Below are 24,640 nucleotides of genomic sequence, written 5' to 3' on the forward strand. Positions count from 1 at the left end.
ATTTTATGGCGGATAAAGAGCTTAAGTTTTTGGTTGTGGATGACTTTTCCACCATGCGTCGTATCGTACGCAACCTGCTGAAAGAGCTGGGCTTCAACAACGTTGAAGAAGCAGAAGACGGCGTTGATGCGCTGAACAAACTGCAGGCGGGCGGGTTTGGTTTTGTTATCTCCGACTGGAACATGCCAAACATGGACGGTCTGGAACTGCTGAAAACCATCCGTGCGGACGCGGGAATGGCGTCATTGCCGGTTCTGATGGTGACCGCAGAAGCGAAAAAAGAGAACATTATTGCCGCAGCACAGGCGGGCGCTAGTGGCTATGTTGTGAAGCCGTTCACTGCGGCCACCCTGGAAGAGAAGCTCGGTAAGATCTTCGAGAAACTCGGCATGTGAGGTGTTGGTTATGATGATGCAACCTGCTATGAAACCCGTTGAAGAACACTCGCCCAGCGATATCATTGCCCGCATCGGCAGCCTGACACGCATGCTGCGTGACAGCCTGCGTGAACTGGGGCTGGACCAGGCAATTGCTGAAGCGGCGGAAGCCATTCCGGATGCCCGCGATCGTCTGGACTACGTTGTGCAGATGACCGCTCAGGCGGCTGAACGTGCGCTGAACAGCGTTGAAGCGTCACAACCGCATCAGGATGCGATGGAGAAAGGCGCGAAAGCGCTGACCAAACGCTGGGATGAGTGGTTTGAGAATCCAATCGAGCTGGCGGATGCCCGCGAGCTGGTCACGGATACCCGTCAGTTCCTGGGCGATGTGCCGGGCCACACCAGCTTTACCAACGCGCAGCTGCTGGACATCATGATGGCGCAGGATTTCCAGGACCTCACGGGCCAGGTTATCAAACGCATGATGGATGTGATTCAGGAAATTGAACGTCAGCTGCTGATGGTGCTGCTGGAGAACATTCCGGAACCGGCCGCTCGTCCAAAACGCGAGAACGAAAGCCTGCTCAACGGTCCACAGCTCGACGCCACCAAAGCGGGCGTTGTGGCAAGCCAGGATCAGGTAGACGACCTGCTGGACAGCCTTGGTTTCTGATTGAGGTGATGACCCTCAGGTTGCGCGCGCAACCTGAGGGTATGCCGCTTAATTTTGAGTGCATAACACTGGGGTGGCTGGCCCTTGCTCACGCACTGCTTGCTGACAGTGTTGCCAAACGCTATCTCAAATTTTTTTTTTGCCGTTTTTTACTCATCACCCGATTGCTCCGACGCTGAACTGGCTAAAAGAACCCGGTTATTGGGTTTTTTCAACCCATTGATGAAAGGTCAGGCTGGCATGATACCCGTGACTAAATGGGCTGCGAGCAGGCACTGTGGCAGAAGAGAACGACGACAAAACGGAAGCCCCCACACCCCACCGACTAGAAAAAGCGCGTGAGGAAGGGCAGGTCCCCCGATCCCGAGAACTGACATCCCTGCTGATCCTCATCGTAGGCGTGTGCATTATCTGGTGGGGTGGGGAGGCGCTCGCCCGCAAACTGGCGGGAATGCTCTCGGCTGGCCTGCGTTTTGACCACAGTATGGTCAACGACCCTAACCTGATCCTCAGCCAGATAATCCTGCTCGTTAAAGATGCCATGCTTGCGCTGTTGCCCCTGATTACCGGCGTCGTGCTGGTGGCGCTGGTCTCGCCCGTGATGCTGGGCGGTCTGGTGTTTAGCGGGAAATCGCTGCAACCCAAGTTTTCGAAACTGAACCCGCTGCCGGGGATTGCGAAAATGTTCTCGGCGCAAACCGGTGCGGAGTTGCTTAAAGCGATTCTGAAATCGGTCCTGATGGGCAGTACCGGCGGTTTTTTTCTGTGGCACCACTGGCCGGAAATGATGCGCCTTATTAGCGAATCGCCGTTAACCGCGATGAGCAATGCGCTGAACCTGGCCGGGCTCTGTGCCCTGCTGGTGGTGCTCAGCATTATTCCCATGGTGGGTTTTGACGTTATCTTCCAGCTTTACAGCCACTTCAAGAAACTGCGCATGTCTCGTCAGGATATTCGGGATGAATATAAGCAGATGGAAGGTGACCCGCACGTGAAAGGGCGTATCCGCCAGATGCAGCGTGCTGCCGCCCGTCGGCGGATGATGGAAGATGTGCCAAAAGCCGACGTCATTGTGACTAACCCGACACACTATTCCGTTGCGCTGCAGTACGACGAAAACAAAATGAGCGCGCCGAAAGTGGTGGCGAAAGGGGCGGGGCTCATCGCCCTGCGTATTCGTGAAATTGGTACCGAAAACCGGGTGCCCATACTCGAAGCGCCTCCGCTGGCGCGCGCGCTGTATCGCCATGCGGAAATTGGACAACAGATCCCAGGACAACTCTACGCCGCGGTGGCGGAAGTGCTGGCCTGGGTATGGCAGTTGAAACGCTGGCGTCTGGCTGGCGGTCAACGGCCTGTGAAACCTGAGAACCTTCCGGTGCCTGACGCGCTGGATTTTATGAACGAGAAGGACACTGATGGCTAATCTGGTGGCAATGTTGCGCCTGCCCGGCAACCTGAAATCGACGCAATGGCAGATCCTTGCCGGACCGATTCTCATCCTGCTAATTCTGTCGATGATGGTTTTGCCGCTTCCGGCGTTCATCCTCGACCTGCTTTTCACATTCAACATTGCGTTGTCCATTATGGTTTTGCTGGTGGCGATGTTCACCCAGCGCACCCTTGAGTTCGCCGCATTCCCGACCATTCTGCTGTTTACCACCTTGTTAAGGCTGGCGCTGAACGTGGCGTCAACCCGTATCATTCTGATGGAAGGCCACACCGGTGCTGCCGCGGCGGGTAAAGTGGTTGAGGCATTCGGCCACTTCCTGGTCGGCGGTAACTTTGCCATCGGTATCGTGGTGTTCGTCATTCTCGTCATCATTAACTTTATGGTTATCACCAAAGGTGCCGGACGTATCGCGGAAGTGGGCGCGCGTTTTGTGCTTGACGGGATGCCGGGCAAGCAGATGGCCATCGACGCGGATCTGAACGCCGGGCTTATTGCCGAAGATGAAGCCAAAAAGCGCCGCTCGGAAGTGACGCAGGAAGCTGACTTCTATGGCTCAATGGACGGTGCGAGTAAGTTTGTTCGCGGTGATGCCATTGCGGGCATCCTGATCATGGTGATTAACGTGGTCGGCGGCCTGCTGGTGGGCGTGCTGCAGCACGGCATGGACATGGGCCACGCGGCGGAAAGCTATACGCTGCTGACCATTGGTGACGGTCTGGTGGCTCAGATCCCGGCGCTGGTCATCTCAACGGCGGCGGGGGTTATCGTGACCCGCGTCAGTACCGATCAGGATGTTGGCGAGCAGATGGTCGGGCAGCTCTTCAGTAACCCGCGCGTGATGCTGCTGGCCGCCGCGGTGTTGGGCCTGCTCGGTCTGGTGCCGGGAATGCCAAACCTGGTGTTCCTGCTGTTCACTGCGGCATTGCTGGGCCTTGCCTGGTGGATGCGTGGCCGTGAGATGACCCCGGCTGCGGAACCTGCTCCGGTAAAAATGCCGGAGAACACGCAGGCCGTGGAAGCGACCTGGAACGACGTTCAACTGGAAGATTCGCTGGGAATGGAAGTGGGGTATCGCCTCATCCCGATGGTCGATTTCCAGCAGGATGGCGAACTGTTGGGCCGAATCCGCAGCATCCGTAAAAAATTCGCCCAGGACATGGGCTTCCTGCCGCCGGTGGTTCACATCCGCGACAATATGGATCTGCCGCCTGCGCGCTATCGTATTCTGATGAAAGGCGTAGAGATTGGCAGCGGTGATGCTTATCCAGGCCGCTGGCTGGCCATTAACCCGGGCACCGCGGCGGGTACGCTGCCAGGCGAGCAAACCATCGACCCGGCCTTTGGCCGGCTGCCATCTGGATTGAAAGCGCGCTGAAAGAGCAGGCGCAAATTCAGGGCTACACCGTGGTGGAGGCGAGTACCGTGGTGGCGACCCACCTGAACCATCTGATTGGACAATTCTCGGCAGAGCTGTTTGGTCGTCAGGAAGCCCAGCAACTGCTCGATCGCGTCACGCAGGAGATGCCGAAGCTGACGGAAGATCTCGTGCCAGGCGTCGTGACGCTGACCACGCTGCACAAGGTGCTGCAAAACCTGCTCGAGGAAAAAGTGCCGATCCGCGATATGCGTACCATTCTGGAAACCCTCGCCGAGCATGCACCGTTGCAAAGCGATCCACACGAGCTAACGGCGGTGGTGCGCGTGGCACTGGGACGGGCGATCACGCAGCAGTGGTTCCCGGGCACCGGGGAAGTGCAGGTTATTGGCCTCGATACGCCGCTTGAACGTCTGCTGCTGCAGGCTCTGCAGGGCGGTGGAGGGCTGGAACCTGGCCTGGCCGACCGTCTGCTGGAGCAAACACAAGAGGCGCTGGCGCGTCAGGAGATGCTGGGTGCGCCACCGGTTCTGCTGGTGAACCATGCGCTGCGTCCGCTGCTGTCGCGCTTCCTGCGCCGTAGCCTGAACCAGCTGGTCGTGCTGTCGAATATGGAGTTGTCGGATAACCGTCATATCCGTATGACGGCGACGATCGGAGGAAAATAATGCGTAAGTGGTTATGGATTTTACTTTTTCCGCTGGTGGCCCAGGCCGCCGGGGAAGGGACCTGGCAGGCCAGCAGCATTGGCGTGACCCTCAGCAACCGCGGTGTCGCCATGTCTTCGCGACCACTATCACCGACTGAGCCGGTGTCCGGTCTGATGACCCTGGTAGTCTGGAACTACACGCTTATTGGTCCAACGCCTGCCGGGCTTCAGGTACGGCTGTGCTCCCAGACACGCTGTACGGAAATTGACGGAGAGAATGGCACCACTCAGGCCTTCAACGGCGTGCCTGCTGTCGAACCTTTGCGCTTTATCTGGGAAGTGCCGGGCGGCGGACGCCTGATCCCTGCGCTGAAAGTTCAGCGTAATTCCGTCATCGTCAACTACCGCTAATACCCCGCCTTCTGCGTCAGCCATCAGCCATTTCTGATGGCTGGCTCGCAAAAAATGACCTCCTCTTTTGATGTAAAAGAAACGCTGTTTTATAAATCAGTGACACGCGTAACGACACTCTTTGCATTTTTGCCAGCCGCTTGCCGGTGATGGCAAAAACAGAAAGGTATCACCAGGTCGATACTCTTACTGTAGCCGTGTAATAACTCCCGGATCAGATTTTGCTTACAGGGAGTCTCCCAAAACTGAGTAGGGTTGACGGCAATGAAAACACGAAAAATTGGACTCGCAAATTATCTTGCTTACGGGTCAGGCGATTTCCTCGGGGCGGGAACCACCGCCCTGACGGCGGCCTGGCTTTTGTATTTTTATACAACGTTCTGTGGACTCTCCCCGATTGAAGCAACCTTCATCTTTGCTGCCGCAAGGGTACTGGATGCCGTCGTCAGCCCTTTGATGGGCTTTTTGACCGATAACTTTGGCACGACCTGGCTCGGCAAGCGCTTCGGTCGGCGTAAGTTCTTTATTCTGCTGGGGATCCCGTGCGTGTTCAGCTACTCCCTGATGTGGGTGGGGGAGATGAGTTTCTGGTATTACCTGCTGACCTATCTGGTGTTCGATATCGTCTACACCATGATTCTGGTGCCGTACGAAACGCTGGTGCCGGAAATGACCGATGACTTCAAACAGAAAACCCGCTTCTCAGGTGCCCGTATCTCGATGGCGCAAATGTCTGCCATCCTGGCCTCATTCCTGCCGGGGATCCTGCTCACGCATTTCGGCAAAGACAACGCGGTCTCCTTTTTCTATGCAAGCCTGGTCTTCTCCGTGCTGTGCGCGCTGATGCTGATGCTCGTCTGGTTCTTCACCTGGGAGCGACCGCGGGAAGAGTGGAGCGAAGCCGCCCTGCGTGCCGAAGAAGAGAAGAAGAAACTGTCGCTCGGGCAGAGCCTCAACCGCCTGTTTGTGGAGTTGAGCTCTACGCTGCGCGTGAGAATTTTTCGTCAGCATCTGGGGATGTACCTTGGCGGGTATATCGCCCAGGACGTCTTTAATGCCGTGTTTACCTACTACGTGGTTTTCGTGCTGATGCAGGAAGCATCCATGGCCTCCAGCCTGCTGGGCACGATGGCCATCTTCCAGTTTATTGCGGTTATCGCCATGATCCCGCTGTGCATTCGTTTCGGACCCGCGCCGTCCTATCGGATGGTCGTGGTGCTGTTTGGCCTGGCATCGCTTTCCTACGCCGTGCTGTATTACGCGGGCCTGAGTGATATCTACTCTCTGTTATTGCTGGTCTCTGCAGTTGCCGGACTGGGACGCGGTGGGATCAACTATGTGCCGTGGAATACCTACACCTACATTGCTGATGTCGATGAAGTGATCACCGGCCAGCGCCGCGAAGGGATTTTCGCCGGCATCATGACGCTGACCCGTAAAGCCTCGCAGGCGGGGGCGGTAATGCTGGTGGGCATTGTGATGCAGATGTCCGGCTTTGTTAGCGGACAGAAGACCCAGCCCGCGGAAGTGAGCCACACCATTCTGCTGATCCTGAGCGTGGGAACGCTTCTGGTTCTGTTCTGCGGCTTCCTGGTCTCGCTGCGTTTCAAACTCAATTTGCACACCCACACCACGCTGCGTGAAGAGACCGCCAAAATGCGCGCGTCTGGCCGCGCCATTCCTGAGAGTGCGACACCAGAAGCCCGCGCCACCGTGGAGATGCTGGCCGGTATGCCTTATGCGTCGCTGTGGGGCAATAACAACATCGGTTATCTGAATCGTAATAAGCCAGCGGCACCTTCGCTGAAGGGGCGCGCGGTACTGAATTCGACATACAACAGAGGTTAAGATAATGAAAGTTTGGCCGGTCAAACACAGTCCACTCCTGCGTCAGCCTGCGCATTTCATCGCCCGGGACGAGCTGAAATCGCTGATTGAAAAGGTGACGCATAACCTCGTTAATATCCACGATACAACAGGTGAGTTTTTACTGCGCCTGGACGACGGGCGGGTCATTGACACCAAAGGATGGGCAGGCTGGGAGTGGACCCACGGCGTGGGGTTATACGGTATCTGGCAGTATTACTGCCAGACGGGCGACGAAGCGATGCGTGACATCATTGACCGCTGGTTTGCCGATCGTTTCAGGGAAGGGGCGACCACCAAAAACGTGAATACCATGTCACCGTTCCTGACGCTGGCATATCGTTACGAAGAGACCAGAAACCCGGCCTGGCTGCCGTGGCTGGAAAGTTGGGCGGAGTGGGCCATGAATGAGATGCCGCGCACCGACCATGGCGGCATGCAGCACATCACCCTGGCGGAAGAGAATTCTCAGCAGATGTGGGATGACACGCTGATGATGACGGTTCTGCCGCTGGCGAAAATCGGCAAGCTCCTTAATAAACCGGAGTACGTTGAAGAGGCGGTGTATCAGTTTCTGCTGCACGTGCAAAACCTGATGGATCGCGAGACCGGCCTGTGGTTCCACGGCTGGAATTACGAAGGCCACCATAACTTTGCGAAGGCACGCTGGGCACGAGGCAACAGCTGGCTGACCATCGTGATCCCGGATTTCCTTGAGCTGGTGGATTTGCCTGAACATAACGCCGTTCGTCGCTACCTTGTGCAGGTGCTGAACGCACAGATTGCGGCCCTCGCCAAATGTCAGGACGATAGCGGCCTGTGGCATACGCTGCTCGACGATCCGCACGCCTACCTTGAGGCGTCAGCCACGGCAGGCTTTGCCTACGGTATTCTGAAAGCGGTGCGTAAACGCTATGTCGGCGCTGAATATGCTGAGGTGGCGGAGAAAGCGATTCGCGGCATTGTGGAAAATATTTCGCCAGAAGGAGAGTTACTGCAGACGTCGTTCGGTACGGGGATGGGCAGCGATCTGGCGTTCTATCGCCAGATCCCACTCACGTCGATGCCCTATGGACAGGCCATGGCAATCCTGTGTTTAACGGAATACCTGCGCAAATATTTTTGAACATAAAAAACCCGGCGATGGCCGGGTTTGTTTATTACATGCGCTCTACGGTTTCGATACCCAGGGTATCCAGACCCAGCTTCAGGGTCTTCGCCGTCAGCTGAGCCAGCTTCAGGCGGCTGTTGCGGACCGCTTCGCTTTCCGCAGACAGGATAGGGCAGTGTTCGTAGAAACCGGAGAACAGACCCGCCAGATCGTACAGGTAAGAGCACATCACATGCGGGGTACCGTCACGTGCGACAACGGCCAGCGTCTCTTCAAACTGCAGCAGACGTGCCGCCAGCTGGGCTTCGCGATCTTCGGAAATGATTACCTCAGCATTGGCCAGCGCGCTTTCATCGATACTGGCTTTACGGAACACGGAGAGCACGCGGGTGTAGGCGTACTGCATATACGGCGCAGTATTACCTTCAAAGGCCAGCATGTTATCCCAGTCGAAGATATAGTCGGTGGTACGGTTCTTGGAGAGATCCGCGTACTTCACTGCACCGATACCCACGGCGTTGGCGAGTTTTTCCAGCTCATCGGCAGGCATATCCGGATTCTTCTCGGCCACCAGACGGCGGGCGCGTTCCAGCGCTTCGTCCAGCAGGTCGGACAGCTTCACGGTACCGCCTGCACGGGTTTTGAACGGCTTACCGTCTTTACCCAGCATCATGCCGAACATATGGTGTTCAAGCGGCACGGAATCCGGCACGTAGCCTGCTTTGCGCACGATAGTCCACGCCTGCATCAGGTGCTGGTGCTGACGGGAGTCGATGTAGTACAGCACGCGGTCCGCATGCAGCGTTTCGTAACGGTATTTCGCACAGGCGATATCGGTGGTGGTGTAGAGATAGCCGCCATCCTTTTTCTGGATGATCACGCCCATCGGTTCACCTTCCTTGTTTTTATACTCATCAAGGAACACGACCGTCGCGCCTTCGCTCTCAACCGCCAGGTTTTTGGCTTTCAGGTCGGCCACAATGCCAGGCAGCATCGGGTTATAGAGGCTTTCACCCATCACATCGTCACGGGTCAGGGTAACGTTCAGACGATTATAGGTGAGCTGGTTCTGGGACATGGTGATGTCAACCAGTTTACGCCACATCTCGAGGAAGTACGGGTCGCCGCCCTGCAGTTTTACCACGTAACTGCGCGCGCGCTCGGCAAAAGCGTCGTCTTCGTCGTAGTGTTTTTTAGCTTCGCGGTAGAACCCTTCCAGGTCTGCCAGGGCCATCTCACCTGCATTTTCCTGCTGCTGTTTTTCCAGGTAAGCAATCAGCATCCCGAACTGGGTACCCCAGTCGCCCACGTGGTTCGCGCGGATCACTTTGTGACCGAGGAATTCCAGGGTACGCACGGCCGCGTCACCGATAATGGTGGAACGCAGGTGCCCTACGTGCATCTCTTTCGCCACGTTTGGCGCTGAGTAGTCAATCACCACGGTCTGCGCTTCTGGCTGGGAGACACCCAGACGGTCAGATTTCAGCGCCGCGTCAACGTGGCGTGCCAGGAAAGCAGGCTCAAGGAAGATGTTGATAAATCCAGGGCCGGCGATTTCAGTTTTGCTGGCAATACCGGTGAGATCCAGATGAGTCAGCACCTGCTCGGCGAGTTGTCGCGGCGGCATACCCAGTTTTTTAGCCACTGCCATCACGCCATTAGCCTGATAGTCGCCAAACTGTACTTTTGCTGACTGACGAACCTGCGGTTCGCAATCCGCAGGCGCACCTGCGGCAATCAGTGCCTGACTGACTTTTTCGGAGAGAAGAGCCTGAATATTCACCTGGATACCTTACATTTTTGATGCGGGCAAATAACCGCCCGCGCCAGTTAAAGAATTTAGGGCGGGAGTATACTGCAAATGCCTTCTGGCGTCAGCATTGCGGGGGCCGAAGATTGCTCAGAATCCAGGCTAAGAAAGCATGCATAAACATGCAGTCGTAAAAACCGCTATTCAGAGGTTGGTCGAAAGAGGGCAACAGAGTAAATTAGCGGCTTTGCGACACGATAAGAGACTGACGTATGGCGAACTGGCACTCCATTGACGAACTGCATGATATTTCCGCAGATTTACCGCGCTTCACCCAGGCGTTCACAGAACTTGCCACCCGCCTTGGTCTGGATATTGCGCCGCTTGAGGCCGATCACATCTCCTTGCGCTGCCATCAGAACGCAACCGCCGAGCGCTGGCGTCGCGGGTTTGAACAGTGTGGCGAGTTACTCTCCGAGAACATCATCAACGGTCGCCCCATCTGCCTGTTCAAACTGCATGAACCGGTGTGCGTGGCTCACTGGCAGTTCAGTGTGGTCGAATTGCCCTGGCCGGGCGAGAAACGCTATCCGCATGAAGGATGGGAGCATATCGAAATTGTCCTGCCGGGTGAGCCCGAAACGCTGAATGCCCGTGCACTGGCGCTGTTGTCTGACGAGGGTCTGAGCAAGCCTGGCATTTTTGTGAAAACAAGTTCCCCGAAAGGCGAACGTGAGCGTCTGCCTAATCCTACTCTGGCCGTCACTGACGGACAGGTTACCGTGAAGTTCCATCCCTGGACGATTGAACAGATTGTTGCCAGCGAAGCATAAGATGTGACCGTACGCTGAGACCGGGCGTAGCCTGCGTGTCATGATGGTGCGTTAAGTGGATATTAAGGAGGATGTAATGGCGCTGCTGGAGATTTGTTGTTACAGCGTGGAGTGTGCCGTCACCGCGCAACAGCACGGGGCTGACCGCATTGAACTGTGCGCCGCACCCAAAGAGGGTGGGTTAACGCCTTCATACGGGATGCTGAAGTCTGCCCGTCAGGCTGTCACCGTTCCGGTACACCCGATTATTCGTCCTCGCGGCGGCGATTTCTGTTACACGCCGGGCGAGTTCAGTGCCATGCTTGAAGATATTACTCTCGTTCGCGATCTGGGATTCCCCGGCCTGGTTATTGGGTTGCTTGATGAAGACGGCAATGTCGATCTGCCGCGCATGCGTCAGGTCATGAACGCGGCAAAAGGGATGGCGGTCACTTTTCATCGCGCGTTTGATATGTGTAAAGATCCCCTGCAATCCTTTGATATTCTTGCTGAACTTGGCGTGGCGCGGGTCCTGACATCGGGTCAGCAGTCCTCTGCTGAAAAAGGACTGCAATTAATTACGGAACTAAAAGCACATTCCGGTGTTCCAATAATAATGGCGGGTGCGGGAGTACGTGCCAGCAATATGGAACTGTTTTTAAACGCCGGGGTAGAGGAGCTTCACAGCTCTGCAGGCAAATGGATGCCATCGCCCATGCGTTATCGCAACACAGGGTTGTCAATGTCGACGGATGCTGAAGCGGATGAGTATTCACGCTACGGTGTAGAGGGAGAGTCGGTTGCGGTAATGAAATCGATGATTGAACGTCATCACGTGTAGCAACGTACCGATTTTTACCGCGCATCATGTCGCCCAATATGATGCTTGCTTGTACCAGGCCCCTGCAATTTCAACAGGGGCCTTTTTTTATGCCCCTCACCCTAACCCTCTCCCCAAAGAGGAGAGGGACAGTACGGTGCGGTCTTTTCTCCCTCGCCCCTTTGGGAAGAGGACCGGGGGAATCTACGGTTTCGTCGCGATCAACACCGCGCGCATTGGCGCAGGATACCCTTCGACAGTCTTGCTGTGGTCTGCCGGGTCGAGGAATTCCGCCAGTGATTCCGTGATCATCCAGTCGGTGCGACGCTGTTCTTCAGTTGACGTTACGCAAACATCGGCAATACGGACATCCACAAAACCGCACTTCTCCAGCCAGTTTTTCAGCGCTGGCGCGGAAGGGATAAAGTAAACGTTCCGCATCTGCGCATAGCGATCGCCCGGCACCAGAACGGTATTCTCATCACCCTCTACCACCAGCGTTTCCAGCACCAGCTCGCCGCCGCTGACCAGCTGATCTTTCAGCTGCCACAGATGTTCGAGTGGGGAGCGGCGGTGGTACAGGACACCCATCGAAAACACGGTGTCAAACGCCTTCAGGGCAGGGAGCTGCTCAATACCCAACGGCAGCAGGTGCGCGCGCTGGTCGTTACCCAGCAATTTACGCACCGCTTCAAACTGGCACAGGAACAGCTGCATAGGGTCAATCCCCACTGCCAGATGTGCCCCTGCGCCAATCATGCGCCACATGTGGTACCCGCTGCCGCAGCCAACATCCAGAATGGTTCGCCCGGTGAGGTCGGAAAGGTGAGGCAGCACGCGATCCCATTTCCAGTCAGAACGCCATTCAGTATTAATGTTAACGCCGTAGAGTGAGAACGGACCTTTGCGCCACGGCATCAGGTTACGCATCAGCGTTTCAATGCGGTTTATCTGCCCGGGCGGAAGCGGCGTTTCGCTTTGCGCGGTAACGCTGTGGAGCAGATCCAGACGGTGCGGAGTCAGTTCCGGCAGAAACTCCACCGCGTTGGACCACTGCTTTAACAGACCATGCTGCTGATCCCGCTGCCAGGCAGCAATTTGTGCAGGCAGTGTCTCCAGCCAGTGGGAGAGGTGGTTTTTGGCAATCAGCTGATAGAAATTACTGAACTCGATCATGCGATGTCCCCACCTTTCAGCGCCACCAGCGAGCCGAAGTTGAAGCACTGGAACCACAGTTCGCTGTGCTCGAAGCCTGCCTGACGCAGGCGTGCTTTATGGGTTTCGACGGAGTCCGTCAGCATCACGTTTTCGAGCATGCTACGTTTCTGGCTAATTTCCAGTTCGCTATAGCCGTTGGCCCGTTTGAAGTCGTGGTGCATATTGAACAGCAGCTCACCCACTTCGGCATCTTCAAAGCTGAATTTCTCGGACAGCACCAGCGCGCCACCGGGCTTCAGGCCTTTATAGATTTTGTCCAGCAACAGCTGACGGTCTTCAGGCACCAGGAACTGCAGAGTAAAATTCAGAACCACCAGCGACGCGTTATTGATGTCGATATCACGGATATCACCTTCCACAACCTCGACTGGCGTCGGGGCTTTATACGCGTCGATGTGGCGACGGCAGCGTTCCACCATGGCCGGGGAGTTATCGACGGCAATGATTTTGCAGCCTTCATGGTGAACGTTACGACGAACAGACAGCGTTGCCGCGCCGAGCGAGCAGCCCAGATCATATACCTGCGTGCCGGGTTGAACGAAACGCTCAGCCAGCATGCCGATCATAGAGATGATATTAGAATAACCGGGAACAGAGCGCTGGATCATATCCGGGAAGACTTCGGCTACCCGTTCATCGAAGGTCCAGTCGCCCAGGCTGGCGATAGGCGCGGAAAAAAGCGTGTCGCGATCTGACATAACGTAAAAATCCGGGAAAAATAAAGTGGCGTATTGTGCGCTAATGGAAGGAGAAAACCAACTCCCACGGCATATACCAAAGGTTAGCCAGCACCATCAGCAAAAGCGAACACCAGGTCGCGCTCATGCCGGAACGACGCCAGCGGAACAAGCGGTGGTGAAAGCCGTAATAATGCATTAACCGGCCTGCAATCAGAAGCAGGCCGCAGACGTGCACCATCCAGGTTTCCGCGCCGTTCATTTCCATAAACAGCAGCAAAATTAACGCAACGGGGATGTACTCAACCGCGTTACCGTGAATGCGGATAGCGCTTTGTAACTCAGAAAAACCGCCGTCACCGTAAGAAACACGGTACTGCATCCGCAGGCGCACAACATCAAATGAAAACTTAATCAGCAGTAATGCACCTAACACCGCATACAGCGCGCTGACCATACTAACTCCCTGTTTTTGGCAGATGGCACCTTCCTATGATAGGGGCTGATATCAGAAAAGAGAAGATTGTTGTGGGATAGAAGGGGCGCTGCCTACAGACGGAACCGCAGCCTGCAAGGCCTGCCAGAGAACATCGACCAGTTCGGGGGCGTGAGCGATATCCGGCGTATGGAGAAAGAGATACGGCGTGGTGGTTTGCTCCCATTTTGCTAATTTTTGCAGCCAGACGGCGAACATCTCCTGGTTTTGCTGCATATTATCGCTGCCGATAAACCTGACCATCGGGTTTTGCGCGGTGACCACGGCGTGAACAGGCACTCTGGGCTTTTTACGCTGGGCATCAATGATGGCCTCGTTATGCGGGATGGCGCTGTGCACGGGGCGGCTGTCGAGAATCACCCGGTTCACCCCGCGCGCATGTAAGCCACGGTTAAGCGCCGTTTCAGCCTCTCCCTTGGCAAAAAACGCCGCATGTCTCACCTCAACGCCATAGGTAAAGTCCTTGGGCAGGGTATCAAGGAACTGCCATAGCGCAGGTAGGTCACGTGGGCTAAAGGTGGCCGGAAGCTGCAACCAGTACTGACCGATGCGGTTCGCCAGCGGTGACATCCGGCCAAAGAACTCGTCGGTCAAATCACCGCAGTTTCGCAGCGCAGCGGTGTGGGAGATCGTCGCCGGAAACTTGAAGCAGAAGCGGAAATCATCGGTCGTCTGGTCGCGCCAGCGCTCAACAATCTCTGCTCTGGGCAACGCGTAGAGGGTGGTATTGCCCTCGACACAGTTGAAATGACGGGCATATTCTTCAAGGCTGGTAATACCCAGGCGCACCCATTTCGGGTGCGACCACTGGGGCAGGCCAAGGTAGATCATAGGGCGCTTATAATGTCGTCCGTGCTACGCACGCGGCCAATGCGCGGGAAGATGTGGGTCATACTGCCCTGGTGCTGCTCCGCAGACGCTGCGCTGCATGCATCTTCAGCAATCACCAGGTTAAAGCCCAGCTCCCAGGCGTTCCGGGCGGTGGATTCCACGCCAATGTTGGTGGAGATCCCACAGAGAATCAGGGTGTCGATACCGCGCCGACGCAGCTGCAGCTCAAGATCGGTGCCGTAGAATGCGCCCCACTGGCGTTTGGTCACTTCGATATCGCTGTCCCGTTTGCCGAGCGAAACCGGATAGGTCCACCAGTTTTCAGGTAGTGAATGTGCTGCAACCTGAGCATCGACAGGCTGTTTTAAGGCCTCAGCGAAATCCGCTGACCAGCCAACGCGCACCATGATCACAGGGGCACCGCTGGCACGGCATTTTTCTGCCAGACGCGCGGCGCGGCTGACAACATCTTCGGCGCTGTGCGGGCCTCCGGCAAACGGCAGGATCCCTTCCTGTAAATCAATCACCACAAGCGCGGTTTTGCGGGCATTAAGTGTTAACATGGTAACTCCAGTGAAATGAGTCGCTTCCGCTACACCTTACGACGTAATGACCTGTTATCGGTCGGATAATTTTGTTAATTTTTGTGAGAATACGCAATAAGCGCGCAGCAAACGACCGTCTGGCCGTGGTTCGCTCTTATCGTCCGGCGGAATTTCCAGTATAATAGCCGCCTTTTTTCATCCAGTTGTGACATACAGAAAGCTGCGACATAGTAGCCTGCATTCCAGGCGACATTTAGCCTGCGGCTAATTAAGGGATATCTCATGCGTACAGAATATTGCGGGCAGCTGCGTCAGTCCCACGTTGGACAGCAGGTAACCCTGTGTGGTTGGGTCAATCGTCGTCGTGATCTTGGGAGCCTTATCTTCATCGATATGCGCGACCGCGAAGGTATCGTTCAGGTGTTCTTCGACCCAGATCGCGCAGATGCGTTGAAGCTGGCTTCTGAGCTGCGTAATGAGTTCTGCATTCAGGTCACCGGCACCGTACGTGCGCGTGACGAGAAAAACGTTAACGCAGACATGGCGACCGGCGCAATTGAAGTGCTGGCGTCGGATCTGGTTATCATCAACCGTGCTGAAGCGCTGCCGCTGGACTCCAACCACGTCAACACTGAAGAAGCGCGTCTGAAATACCGCTATCTGGACCTGCGTCGTCCGGAAATGGCTCAGCGCCTGAAAACCCGTGCGAAAATCACCAGCCTGGTGCGTCGCTTTATGGATGACCACGGTTTCCTCGACATCGAAACCCCGATGCTGACCAAAGCCACACCGGAAGGCGCGCGCGACTACCTGGTTCCATCCCGTGTACACAAAGGCAAATTCTACGCGCTGCCACAGTCTCCTCAGCTGTTTAAACAGCTGCTGATGATGTCCGGCTTCGATCGCTACTATCAGATTGTAAAATGCTTCCGCGACGAAGACCTGCGTGCTGATCGTCAGCCAGAATTTACCCAGATCGATGTGGAAACCTCCTTCATGACGGCCGAGCAGGTGCGTGAAGTGATGGAAGCCCTGGTGCGCAGTCTGTGGAATGACGTGAAAGGCGTGGAACTGGGTGATTTCCCCATCATGACCTTCGCTGAAGCTGAACGTCGCTACGGTTCTGACAAACCAGACCTGCGTAACCCGATGGAGCTGGTGGACGTTGCAGACCTGGTGAAATCCGTTGAGTTCGCGGTATTTGCCGGCCCGGCTAACGATCCAAAAGGTCGCGTGGCTGCCCTGCGTGTACCGGGCGGTGCGGCGCTGAGCCGTAAGCAGATTGACGATTACGGCAACTTCATCAAGATCTACGGCGCGAAAGGTCTGGCCTATATTAAAGTGACCGAACGTGCGAAAGGTCTGGAAGGCATTACCAGCCCGGTGGCGAAATTCCTGAACGCGGAAATCGTGGAAGCGATCCTCGAGCGCACCGGCGCACAGGATGGCGACATGATCTTCTTTGGCGCAGACAACAAGAAAATCGTTGCTGACGCGATGGGCGCGCTGCGTCTGAAGCTGGGTAAAGACCTGAGCCTGACGGACGAGAGCAAATGGGCTCCGCTGTGGGTAATCGACTTCCCAATGTTCGAAGACGACGGTGAAGGCGGCCTGACCGCAATGCACCACCCGTTCACCTCGCCAAAAGACATGACGGCGGCAGAGCTGAAAGCGGCACCGGAAGATGCGGTAGCAAACGCGTATGACATGGTTATCAACGGCTACGAAGTGGGTGGCGGTTCCGTGCGTATTCACAGCGGCGAAATGCAGCAAACCGTGTTTGGTATTCTGGGAATCAACGAGCACGAACAGCGCGAGAAATTCGGCTTCCTGCTGGACGCCCTGAAATACGGTACGCCGCCACACGCGGGTCTGGCATTCGGTCTTGACCGTTTGACCATGCTGCTGACCGGCACCGACAACATTCGTGATGTTATCGCCTTCCCGAAAACCACGGCTGCGGCCTGTCTGATGACGGAAGCCCCAAGCTTTGCCAACCCGGCCGCGCTGGCTGAGCTGGGCATTCAGGTGCTTCCGAAAGCTTCAAAAGAGATTTCGGAGAACGAATAATATGCAGTATAAGCGTCCCGTTTCGGTTCTGGTTGTCATTTATGCAGAAGATACGAAACGGGTGCTGATGTTGCAGCGGCGCGATGACCCTGATTTCTGGCAGTCGGTTACCGGCAGCCTGGAAGAGGGGGAGACCGCGTCGCAGGCCGCCGCGCGCGAAGTAAAGGAAGAGGTCACCATTGACGTTGCTTGCGAGCAACTGACCCTGAAGGACTGTCAGCGCACGGTGGAGTTTGAAATTTTTAGCCATTTACGTCATCGCTATGCGCCGGGTATTGAGCGCAATACGGAATCGTGGTTCTGTCTCGCGCTCCCCCATGAACGGGAGATCGTGTTTACCGAACACCTGACCTACCGCTGGGTGGATGCGGCGGATGCCGCTGCACTGACCAAATCGTGGAGCAACCGGCAGGCGATTGAAGAATTTGTAATTAACGTAGCCTGAAAAGGCGCGCTCTTTGAGGAAATTTTTATGGCAGGTCATAGTAAGTGGGCCAACACCAAACACCGCAAAGCGGCACAGGATGCCAAGCGCGGTAAGATCTTCACCAAAATTATTCGTGAGCTGGTTACAGCGGCACGTCTGGGCGGCGGCGATGCGGCGTCTAACCCGCGTCTGCGCGCGGCAGTGGATAAAGCCCTGTCCAACAACATGACGCGTGACACCCTGAACCGTGCTATCGCACGTGGCGTAGGCGGTGATGAAGACGCGAACATGGAAACCATCATTTATGAAGGTTACGGTCCGGGCGGTACGGCGGTGATGGTTGAATGTCTGTCCGACAACCGTAACCGTACCGTAGCGGAAGTGCGTCATGCCTTCAGCAAATGCGGTGGTAACCTGGGCACTGACGGCTCCGTGGCCTATCTGTTCAGCAAAAAAGGCGTCATCTCCTTCGAGAAAGGCGACGAAGACGTAATCATGGAAGCGGCGCTGGAAGCCGGTGCAGAAGACGTTGTGACCTATGATGATGGCGCAATCGACGTCTACACCGCGTGGGAAGAGATGGGCGCAGTACGTGACGCGCTGGAAGCGGCGGGTCTGAAAGCAGACAACGCTGAAGTTTCCATGATCCCGTCAACCAAAGCGGACATGGATGCGGAAACGGCACCTAAACTGCTGCGTCTGATCGACATGCTCGAAGACTGCGACGACGTGCAGGAAGTGTATCATAACGGTGAAATCTCTGATGAGGTTGCAGCGACTCTCTGATGAGAGCGTATAAACCGTTTACGGGAGACGCGTGATGTCGATTATCCTCGGGATTGACCCCGGCTCGCGCGTCACCGGTTATGGCGTCATCCGGCAGGTAGGGCGCCAGTTAACCTACCTTGGCAGCGGCTGTATTCGGACCAAAGTGGACGATCTGCCGTCGCGCCTGAAGCTAATCTATGCTGGCGTGTCGGAGATCATCACCCAGTTTCAGCCCGACTTTTTTGCCATCGAGCAGGTCTTTATGGCGAAAAACGCCGATTCAGCGTTAAAACTGGGTCAGGCACGGGGCGTTGCCATTGTGGCGGCGGTGAATCAGGATCTTCCGGTGTTCGAATACGCAGCCAGACAGGTCAAACAGACCGTCGTGGGGATTGGTAGCGCGGAGAAAAGTCAGGTGCAGCATATGGTGCGCACGCTCCTGAAGCTTCCCGCGAACCCGCAGGCAGACGCCGCCGATGCGCTGGCGATAGCCATTACCCACTGTCATATAAGCCAGAACGCGGGTCAGATGAGCGAATCGCGGCTTAATCTGGCGCGAGGCAGGTTACGATAATGACAAATCAGGCTGGATGTTTATCCAGCCTTTTTTTATTATGTCGGCAGTTAATTTCTTCCAGAACGCAGGAGCGTCACGTGATAGGCAGACTCAGAGGCATCATCATTGAAAAACAACCCCCGTTAGTGCTGCTGGAAGTCGGTGGCGTGGGCTATGAAGTCCATATGCCGATGACCTGCTTCTATGAGTTGCCGGATGCGGGCAAAGAGGCGATTGTCTTTACCCAGTTTGTGGTGCGTGAAGATGCCCAGTTGCTGTATGGCTTCAACAACAAACAGGAACGGATGCTGTTTCGCGAGCTGATCAAAACCAACGGCGTCGGGCCGAAGCTGGCGCTGGCTATTTTGTCCGGCATGTCCGCTCCGCAGTTCGTCAATGCCGTTGAGCGCGAAGATCCTGCTGCGTTGATTAAACTCCCGGGTATCGGCAAGAAAACCGCGGAGCGTCTGATTGTCGAGATGAAAGACCGCTTTAAAGGTCTGCATGGCGATCTGTTTACGCCAGCCGCTGATCTGGTGCTTACCTCGCCGGGCGCACAAGCCTCTGATGATGCAGAACAGGAAGCGGTTGCTGCGCTGGTGGCGCTGGGATATAAACCTCAGGAGGCCAGCCGGATGGTGAGCAAAATTGCCAAACCGGATGCCAGCAGTGAAACCCTGATTCGTGAAGCGCTACGCGCGGCATTGTGAGGTAAAGGATGATTGAAGCAGATCGCCTGGTATCGGCAGGCACCCTTCAGGCAGAAGACGTGGTGGATCGCGCCATCCGCCCGAAACTGCTTGATGAGTATATTGGCCAGCCGCAGGTTCGTTCTCAGATGGAGATCTTCATCCAGGCGGCAAAACTGCGCGGCGATGCACTCGATCACCTGCTGATTTTTGGCCCTCCCGGTCTGGGGAAAACCACGCTGGCGAACATTGTCGCCAATGAAATGGGCGTTAACCTGCGCACAACTTCTGGCCCGGTGCTGGAAAAAGCGGGCGATCTGGCGGCAATGTTGACCAACCTTGAACCGCATGACGTGCTGTTTATCGATGAGATCCACCGTCTGTCGCCGGTCGTGGAAGAGGTGCTCTATCCGGCAATGGAAGATTACCAGCTGGACATCATGATCGGGGAAGGTCCGGCAGCACGTTCCATCAAAATCGATCTGCCTCCGTTTACCCTGATTGGCGCGACGACGCGTGCCGGGTCATTGACCTCTCCGCTTCGCGATCGTTTTGGTATCGTTCAGCGTCTGGAGTTCTATCAGGTTGCGGATCTTCAGCATATCGTTGGCCGCAGTGCCCGCTATATGGGGCTGGAGATGAGCGAGGAAGGGGCGTTTGAGGTAGCGAAGCGCTCGCGGGGGACGCCGCGTATTGCGAACCGCCTGTTGCGTCGCGTACGTGACTTTTCCGAAGTAAAGCACGATGGCACGATCTCGGCTGAGATTGCAGCGCAGGCGCTGGATATGCTGAATGTGGATGCCGAAGGCTTTGACTACATGGACCGTAAGCTGTTGCTGGCGGTACTGGATAAGTTCTTTGGCGGTCCGGTCGGACTGGATAACCTGGCGGCAGCGATTGGTGAAGAACGCGAGACAATTGAAGATGTGCTTGAGCCGTATCTGATCCAGCAGGGTTTCTTGCAACGTACCCCGCGCGGTCGTATGGCAACGGTGCGGGCGTGGAACCATTTTGGTATTACCCCGCCAGCGATGCCGTAGCAGAGGTTCCCTCTCCCGGGGGGGAGAGGGGAGAGTCGATCAGCTTGCAGGCTTCTTCATCATACTGAAGATAAACAGCAGCGCCGCACACAGCACCACAGACGGGCCGGCAGGGGTATCGTAGAACGCCGAGAAGGTTAACCCTCCCGTTACCGCAATCATCCCGATGATAACCGCCACACCGGCCATTTGCTCCGGTGTACGGGCAAAACGACGCGCAGTGGCCGCGGGGATAATCAGCAGGGAAGTGATGATCAGCGCGCCGACGAATTTCATCGCCACACCAATCGTTAACGCCGTCACCAGCATCAGCAACAGCTTCACGCGCTGCAGCTTCACGCCGTCGACAAACGCCAGATCCGGGCTGACGGTCATTGCCAGCAAATTACGCCACTGCCAGAGCAGAATACCCAGCACAACCACCACACCACCGGCGATGGAGATCAGATCTTCAGGCGTCACGGCCAGCAGGTCACCGAACAGGTAGGCCATCAGATCAACACGAATGTTCGACATCAGGCTCACGACCACCAGACCCAGCGACAGGGCGCTGTGGGCCATAATACCAAGCAGCGTATCGATGGCGAGGTGAGGGCGTTTTTCCAGCCATACCAGCCCTGCGGCCAGCAGCAGCGTAACCACAATCACCGCGTAGAAGGGATTCACGTCCAGTAACAGGCCAAAGGCAACGCCCAGCAGAGACGCGTGTGCCAGCGTATCGCCAAAATAGGACATTCTGCGCCACACCACAAACGAGCCCAGCGGGCCCGCGGCGCAGGCAAGCATAATCCCGGCCAGCCAGCCGGGCAGTAACAGTTCAATCATGAGTGTCCATTTCCCCGGCGCAGGACAATTCGTCCCTGTAAATCATGGCGGTGATTGTGATGATGGCGATAAATTCCCAGCTGCTCAGCGCCGCGAGGGCCGAACATGGAGATGAATTCAGGGTGCATTGACACCACTTCCGGCGTGCCGGAACAGCAGATGTGATGATTAAGGCACAGCACTTCGTCGGTCTTGGCCATCACCAGATGGAGATCGTGGGAAACCATCAGCACCGCACAGTTGAGTTCGCGACGTAGCTGGTCGATTAAATCATAAAGTGCGACCTGACCATTGACGTCCACACCCTGCGTCGGCTCATCCAGCACCAGAAGCTGTGGGCTGCTCAACAGGGCGCGGGCAAGCAATACGCGCTGGGTTTCACCGCCGGACAGTTTCTGCAGCGGGGCATCAATCAGATGGCCTGCCTGCACGCGTTTCAGCGCCGGAAGAATATCGGCTTTATGTGTCCCGGGGCGCAGACGCAGGAAACGGCTAACCGTCAGCGGCAGTGTAGCGTCGAGGTGGAGTTTTTGCGGCACATAGCCGATGCGTAATTTTTCCTCACGGCGGATAACCCCTTCGTCAGGTGTTACCAGACCCAGCACCACGCGCACCAGGGTGGATTTCCCTGCGCCATTGGGGCCGAGCAGCGTCAGAATTTTGCCGGGTTTCAGATCCAGCGACACGTCAGAGAGGACGCGGCGTTGGCCAAATGAGACCGAAATATTGTCGAGAGAAACCAAAGTTGTCATGTCAATTTAAGCTTGCAGAAGTCAACGAATGTTATAATATCACATCCTACGCATTCATTACGATGATTAGTCGCATTATGTTACATAAAAATACGCTTCTTTTCGCAGCATTATCCGCTGCCCTTTGGGGTTCAACAGCACAAGATGTTAACGCTGCTGTTGTCGCTTCGCTTAAACCGCTCGGTTTCATTGCTTCCGCGATTGCAGATGGGGTCACTGACACCCAGGTTCTGCTCCCTGATGGGGCTTCCGAGCATGATTATTCCCTGCGTCCATCTGATGTAAAACGCTTACAAAACGCGGACTTAGTTGTATGGATTGGTCCAGAGATGGAAGCGTTTATGCAGAAGTCGGCAAAACAGGTACCGGGCGAAAAACAGGTCGCCATTGCCGAACTCCCGGGCGTGAAACCGTTGCTCATGAAAGGGGCTGACGACGACGGTGATGAACATGATGCCGGACACGCCGACGGCGAAAAAGGTGATGGGGATCACCATCACGGCGAGTACAACATGCACCTTTGGCTATCCCCAGAGATAGCGCGGCTTTCGGCGGTTGCAATCCATGACAAATTAGTGGAACTTATGCCGCAAAGTCGAGCCAAACTAGACGCCAACCTGAAGGATTTTGAGGCACAATTAGCCGCAACCGATAAGCAGGTGGGTAATGAGCTCGCACCGTTGAAAGGAAAAGGGTATTTCGTTTTTCATGACGCCTATGGCTATTACGAGAAACACTACGGCCTGACCCCGCTGGGGCACTTTACCGTCAACCCTGAAATTCAACCTGGTGCGCAGCGTTTACATGAAATCAGAACACAGTTGGTTGAGCAGAAAGCGACATGCGTTTTTGCTGAGCCACAGTTCAGGCCAGCGGTCGTAGAAGCCGTGGCCAGGGGAACATCCGTGCGCATGGGAACCCTTGACCCGCTAGGAACGAATATCCAGTTGAGCAAAGCGAGCTATTCGCAGTTTCTCAGCCAACTGGCGAACCAGTATGCGAGCTGCCTGAAAGGAGATTAACGAGGAAGTGAATACGTGCAACAGATAGCCCGCTCTGTCGCCCTGGCATTTAACAATCTGCCTCGACCCCATCGCGTTATGCTGGGGTCTCTTACAGTTCTCACGTTAGCGGTCGCCGTCTGGCGGCCCTATGTTTACCATCCGAGTTCTGCCCCAATCATCAAAACCATCGAGCTTGAGAAGAGCGAGATCCGCTCTCTCCTCCCTGAGGCCAGTGAACCTATCGACCAGGCGGCTCAGGAAGATGAAGCCATCCCGCAGGATGAGCTGGACGATAAAACCGAGAATGAAGCGGGGATCCACGAATATGTCGTTTCGACGGGTGATACGTTAAGCAGCGTTCTGAACCAGTACGGTATCGACATGGGAAACATCAGCCAGCTGGCGGCGGCGGATAAAGATCTTCGTAATCTGAAAATTGGTCAACAGCTCTCCTGGACGTTAACCGCTGATGGCGATCTTCAACGCCTGACCTGGGAAATGTCCCGTCGCGAAACTCGCACCTACGATCGCACTGCAAACGGTTTCAAAATGACCAGTGAAATGCAGAAAGGCGACTGGGTGAACAGCGTGATGAAAGGGACCGTAGGCGCAAGCTTCGTCTCCAGCGCGCGCGATGCGGGGCTGACCAGCGCCGAAATAAGCTCGGTAATCAAAGCCATGCAGTGGCAAATGGACTTCCGCAAACTGAAGAAAGGCGATGAATTCTCTGTCCTCATGTCCCGTGAAATGCTTGACGGCAAGCGTGAGCAGAGCCAGCTGGTGGGCGTGCGTCTGCGCTCTGATGGCAAAGATTACTACGCCATTCGTGCCGAAGACGGTAAGTTCTACGACCGCAGCGGTACCGGGCTTGCGAAGGGCTTCCTGCGCTTCCCGACGGCTAAACAATTCCGTGTTTCATCCAACTTTAACCCGCGCCGTCTTAACCCGGTCACCGGGCGTGTTGCGCCGCACCGTGGCGTTGACTTTGCCATGCCACAGGGGACACCTGTGCTGGCTGTGGGTGATGGCGAAGTGGTGATTGCAAAACGCAGCGGTGCAGCCGGGTATTATGTCGCGGTGCGTCATGGTCGTACCTACACCACCCGCTATATGCACCTGCGTAAGCTACTGGTTAAGCCGGGACAGAAAGTGAAACGTGGCGACCGTATCGCGCTCTCCGGGAATACCGGGCGCTCTACCGGGCCGCATTTGCACTATGAGGTATGGATTAACCAACAGGCAGTGAACCCGCTTACGGCGAAACTGCCGCGTACCGAAGGCCTGACAGGTAAAGATCGTTCCGATTACCTGGCGCAGGTGAAAGAGGTGATTCCGCAGCTGCGCTTTGATTAAGCCCTCTGTTTTGTGAAAAAGCCGGCCTCAGTATGTGCCGGCTTTTTGTTTTGTGCGCGAGCGGCTGCCTCGCTACACTATCTGAATGA

The 24,640-nt window shown here is 55.9% G+C and carries 24 protein-coding genes and 1 pseudogene; 17 read left to right on the plus strand and 8 right to left on the minus strand.

What is annotated here, in order from left to right:
- Nucleotides 1-5: 5 nt before the first annotated feature.
- From cheY to L466_RS12170, 7 genes and pseudogenes are all read left to right on the plus strand, one after another.
- On the plus strand, nucleotides 6-395 hold the full coding sequence (cheY, locus tag L466_RS12195; RefSeq protein WP_000763862.1) for a chemotaxis response regulator CheY: 390 nt from the start codon (nucleotides 6-8) through the stop codon (nucleotides 393-395).
- Nucleotides 396-408: 13 nt separating this feature from the next.
- Entirely contained in the window at nucleotides 409-1,053 is a 645-nt protein-coding gene (cheZ, locus tag L466_RS12190; RefSeq protein ID WP_013096065.1) for a protein phosphatase CheZ, read from the plus strand.
- Between the two features lie 277 nt (nucleotides 1,054-1,330).
- Nucleotides 1,331-2,479 carry a flagellar biosynthesis protein FlhB gene (gene flhB / locus L466_RS12185; RefSeq protein ID WP_014170659.1) on the plus strand — a complete coding sequence of 383 codons (1,149 nt, stop codon included), beginning with the start codon at nucleotides 1,331-1,333 and terminating at the stop codon, nucleotides 2,477-2,479.
- Nucleotides 2,472-4,549, plus strand: a pseudogene (gene flhA, locus L466_RS0122425) (flagellar biosynthesis protein FlhA). The gene flhB and the pseudogene flhA overlap by 8 nt, the downstream one beginning before the upstream one ends.
- Nucleotides 4,549-4,941 carry a flagellar protein FlhE gene (locus L466_RS12180; protein ID WP_032680771.1) on the plus strand — a complete coding sequence of 131 codons (393 nt, stop codon included), beginning with the start codon at nucleotides 4,549-4,551 and terminating at the stop codon, nucleotides 4,939-4,941. Before flhA ends, L466_RS12180 begins: the two are co-directional and overlap by 1 nt.
- 264 nt (nucleotides 4,942-5,205) lie before the next feature.
- Nucleotides 5,206-6,789 carry an MFS transporter gene (locus L466_RS12175; RefSeq protein ID WP_025203842.1) on the plus strand — a complete coding sequence of 528 codons (1,584 nt, stop codon included), beginning with the start codon at nucleotides 5,206-5,208 and terminating at the stop codon, nucleotides 6,787-6,789.
- A gap of 4 nt (nucleotides 6,790-6,793) precedes the next feature.
- Nucleotides 6,794-7,933: a beta-galactosidase BglB gene (locus L466_RS12170; RefSeq protein ID WP_032680772.1), complete on the plus strand. Its 1,140-nt coding sequence runs from the start codon at nucleotides 6,794-6,796 to the stop codon at nucleotides 7,931-7,933.
- A gap of 34 nt (nucleotides 7,934-7,967) precedes the next feature.
- Here L466_RS12170 and argS read toward each other — a convergent pair whose 3' ends face one another.
- On the minus strand, nucleotides 7,968-9,701 hold the full coding sequence (gene argS, locus L466_RS12165) for an arginine--tRNA ligase (protein WP_014170653.1): 1,734 nt from the start codon (nucleotides 9,699-9,701) through the stop codon (nucleotides 7,968-7,970).
- A 239-nt stretch (nucleotides 9,702-9,940) separates the two neighbouring features.
- On the opposite strand from argS, the gene L466_RS12160 reads away from it, so the two are divergent.
- Entirely contained in the window at nucleotides 9,941-10,501 is a 561-nt protein-coding gene (locus L466_RS12160) for a VOC family protein (protein WP_014170652.1), read from the plus strand.
- A 76-nt stretch (nucleotides 10,502-10,577) separates the two neighbouring features.
- Nucleotides 10,578-11,321, plus strand: coding sequence for a copper homeostasis protein CutC (gene cutC, locus L466_RS12155; protein WP_032680773.1), 744 nt, complete (start codon nucleotides 10,578-10,580; stop codon nucleotides 11,319-11,321).
- 183 nt (nucleotides 11,322-11,504) lie between these two features.
- Here cutC and cmoB read toward each other — a convergent pair whose 3' ends face one another.
- Genes cmoB through L466_RS12130 form a run of 5 tightly spaced genes read right to left on the minus strand, consistent with a single transcriptional unit; the run spans nucleotide 11,505 to nucleotide 15,085 of the window.
- Complete coding sequence (cmoB, locus tag L466_RS12150) at nucleotides 11,505-12,476, minus strand: tRNA 5-methoxyuridine(34)/uridine 5-oxyacetic acid(34) synthase CmoB (protein WP_020883389.1); 972 nt, start codon at nucleotides 12,474-12,476, stop codon at nucleotides 11,505-11,507.
- Nucleotides 12,473-13,216, minus strand: coding sequence for a carboxy-S-adenosyl-L-methionine synthase CmoA (gene cmoA / locus L466_RS12145; protein ID WP_020883390.1), 744 nt, complete (start codon nucleotides 13,214-13,216; stop codon nucleotides 12,473-12,475). The genes cmoB and cmoA overlap by 4 nt, the downstream gene beginning before the upstream one ends.
- A gap of 40 nt (nucleotides 13,217-13,256) precedes the next feature.
- Complete coding sequence (locus tag L466_RS12140; protein ID WP_020883391.1) at nucleotides 13,257-13,652, minus strand: MAPEG family protein; 396 nt, start codon at nucleotides 13,650-13,652, stop codon at nucleotides 13,257-13,259.
- 51 nt (nucleotides 13,653-13,703) lie between these two features.
- Complete coding sequence (locus L466_RS12135; protein WP_020883392.1) at nucleotides 13,704-14,522, minus strand: DUF72 domain-containing protein; 819 nt, start codon at nucleotides 14,520-14,522, stop codon at nucleotides 13,704-13,706.
- Nucleotides 14,519-15,085, minus strand: coding sequence for a hydrolase (locus L466_RS12130; RefSeq protein ID WP_032678431.1), 567 nt, complete (start codon nucleotides 15,083-15,085; stop codon nucleotides 14,519-14,521). The genes L466_RS12135 and L466_RS12130 overlap by 4 nt, the downstream gene beginning before the upstream one ends.
- Nucleotides 15,086-15,349: 264 nt before the next feature.
- On the opposite strand from L466_RS12130, the gene aspS reads away from it, so the two are divergent.
- The 6 genes from aspS (at nucleotide 15,350) to ruvB (ending at nucleotide 20,617) form a co-directional block, all read left to right on the plus strand.
- Complete coding sequence (gene aspS, locus L466_RS12125; RefSeq protein ID WP_032678430.1) at nucleotides 15,350-17,137, plus strand: aspartate--tRNA ligase; 1,788 nt, start codon at nucleotides 15,350-15,352, stop codon at nucleotides 17,135-17,137.
- A gap of 1 nt (nucleotide 17,138) precedes the next feature.
- The gene (gene nudB, locus L466_RS12120; protein ID WP_014170644.1) at nucleotides 17,139-17,582 is read left to right on the plus strand and encodes a dihydroneopterin triphosphate diphosphatase; all 444 of its coding nucleotides are present in this window, start codon (nucleotides 17,139-17,141) and stop codon (nucleotides 17,580-17,582) included.
- Nucleotides 17,583-17,609: 27 nt separating this feature from the next.
- Nucleotides 17,610-18,350: a YebC/PmpR family DNA-binding transcriptional regulator gene (locus L466_RS12115; RefSeq protein ID WP_014170643.1), complete on the plus strand. Its 741-nt coding sequence runs from the start codon at nucleotides 17,610-17,612 to the stop codon at nucleotides 18,348-18,350.
- A gap of 34 nt (nucleotides 18,351-18,384) precedes the next feature.
- Complete coding sequence (ruvC, locus tag L466_RS12110; protein WP_032680774.1) at nucleotides 18,385-18,906, plus strand: crossover junction endodeoxyribonuclease RuvC; 522 nt, start codon at nucleotides 18,385-18,387, stop codon at nucleotides 18,904-18,906.
- Nucleotides 18,907-18,986: 80 nt separating this feature from the next.
- Complete coding sequence (gene ruvA, locus L466_RS12105; RefSeq protein ID WP_020883395.1) at nucleotides 18,987-19,598, plus strand: Holliday junction branch migration protein RuvA; 612 nt, start codon at nucleotides 18,987-18,989, stop codon at nucleotides 19,596-19,598.
- 8 nt (nucleotides 19,599-19,606) lie between these two features.
- A complete protein-coding gene (ruvB, locus tag L466_RS12100; protein WP_014170640.1) occupies nucleotides 19,607-20,617 on the plus strand; it encodes a Holliday junction branch migration DNA helicase RuvB in 1,011 nt (336 codons plus the stop codon).
- 39 nt (nucleotides 20,618-20,656) lie between these two features.
- Here ruvB and znuB read toward each other — a convergent pair whose 3' ends face one another.
- Both znuB and znuC read right to left on the minus strand, forming a co-directional pair.
- Nucleotides 20,657-21,442, minus strand: coding sequence for a zinc ABC transporter permease subunit ZnuB (gene znuB / locus L466_RS12095; protein ID WP_032680775.1), 786 nt, complete (start codon nucleotides 21,440-21,442; stop codon nucleotides 20,657-20,659).
- Nucleotides 21,439-22,194, minus strand: a complete 756-nt coding sequence (gene znuC / locus L466_RS12090; RefSeq protein ID WP_014170638.1) for a zinc ABC transporter ATP-binding protein ZnuC — start codon at nucleotides 22,192-22,194, stop codon at nucleotides 21,439-21,441. Before znuC ends, znuB begins: the two co-directional genes overlap by 4 nt.
- A gap of 77 nt (nucleotides 22,195-22,271) precedes the next feature.
- Here znuC and znuA point away from each other — a divergent pair, with 77 nt between their 5' ends.
- Entirely contained in the window at nucleotides 22,272-23,216 is a 945-nt protein-coding gene (znuA, locus tag L466_RS0122430) for a zinc ABC transporter substrate-binding protein ZnuA (protein ID WP_025203849.1), read from the plus strand.
- 15 nt (nucleotides 23,217-23,231) lie between these two features.
- Nucleotides 23,232-24,551, plus strand: a complete 1,320-nt coding sequence (gene mepM / locus L466_RS12085) for a murein DD-endopeptidase MepM (RefSeq protein WP_014170636.1) — start codon at nucleotides 23,232-23,234, stop codon at nucleotides 24,549-24,551.
- The last annotated feature ends 89 nt before the right edge of the window (nucleotides 24,552-24,640 follow it).

Source organism: Enterobacter sp. BIDMC 30 (assembly GCF_000534355.1).
Classification (GTDB): domain Bacteria; phylum Pseudomonadota; class Gammaproteobacteria; order Enterobacterales; family Enterobacteriaceae; genus Enterobacter; species Enterobacter ludwigii.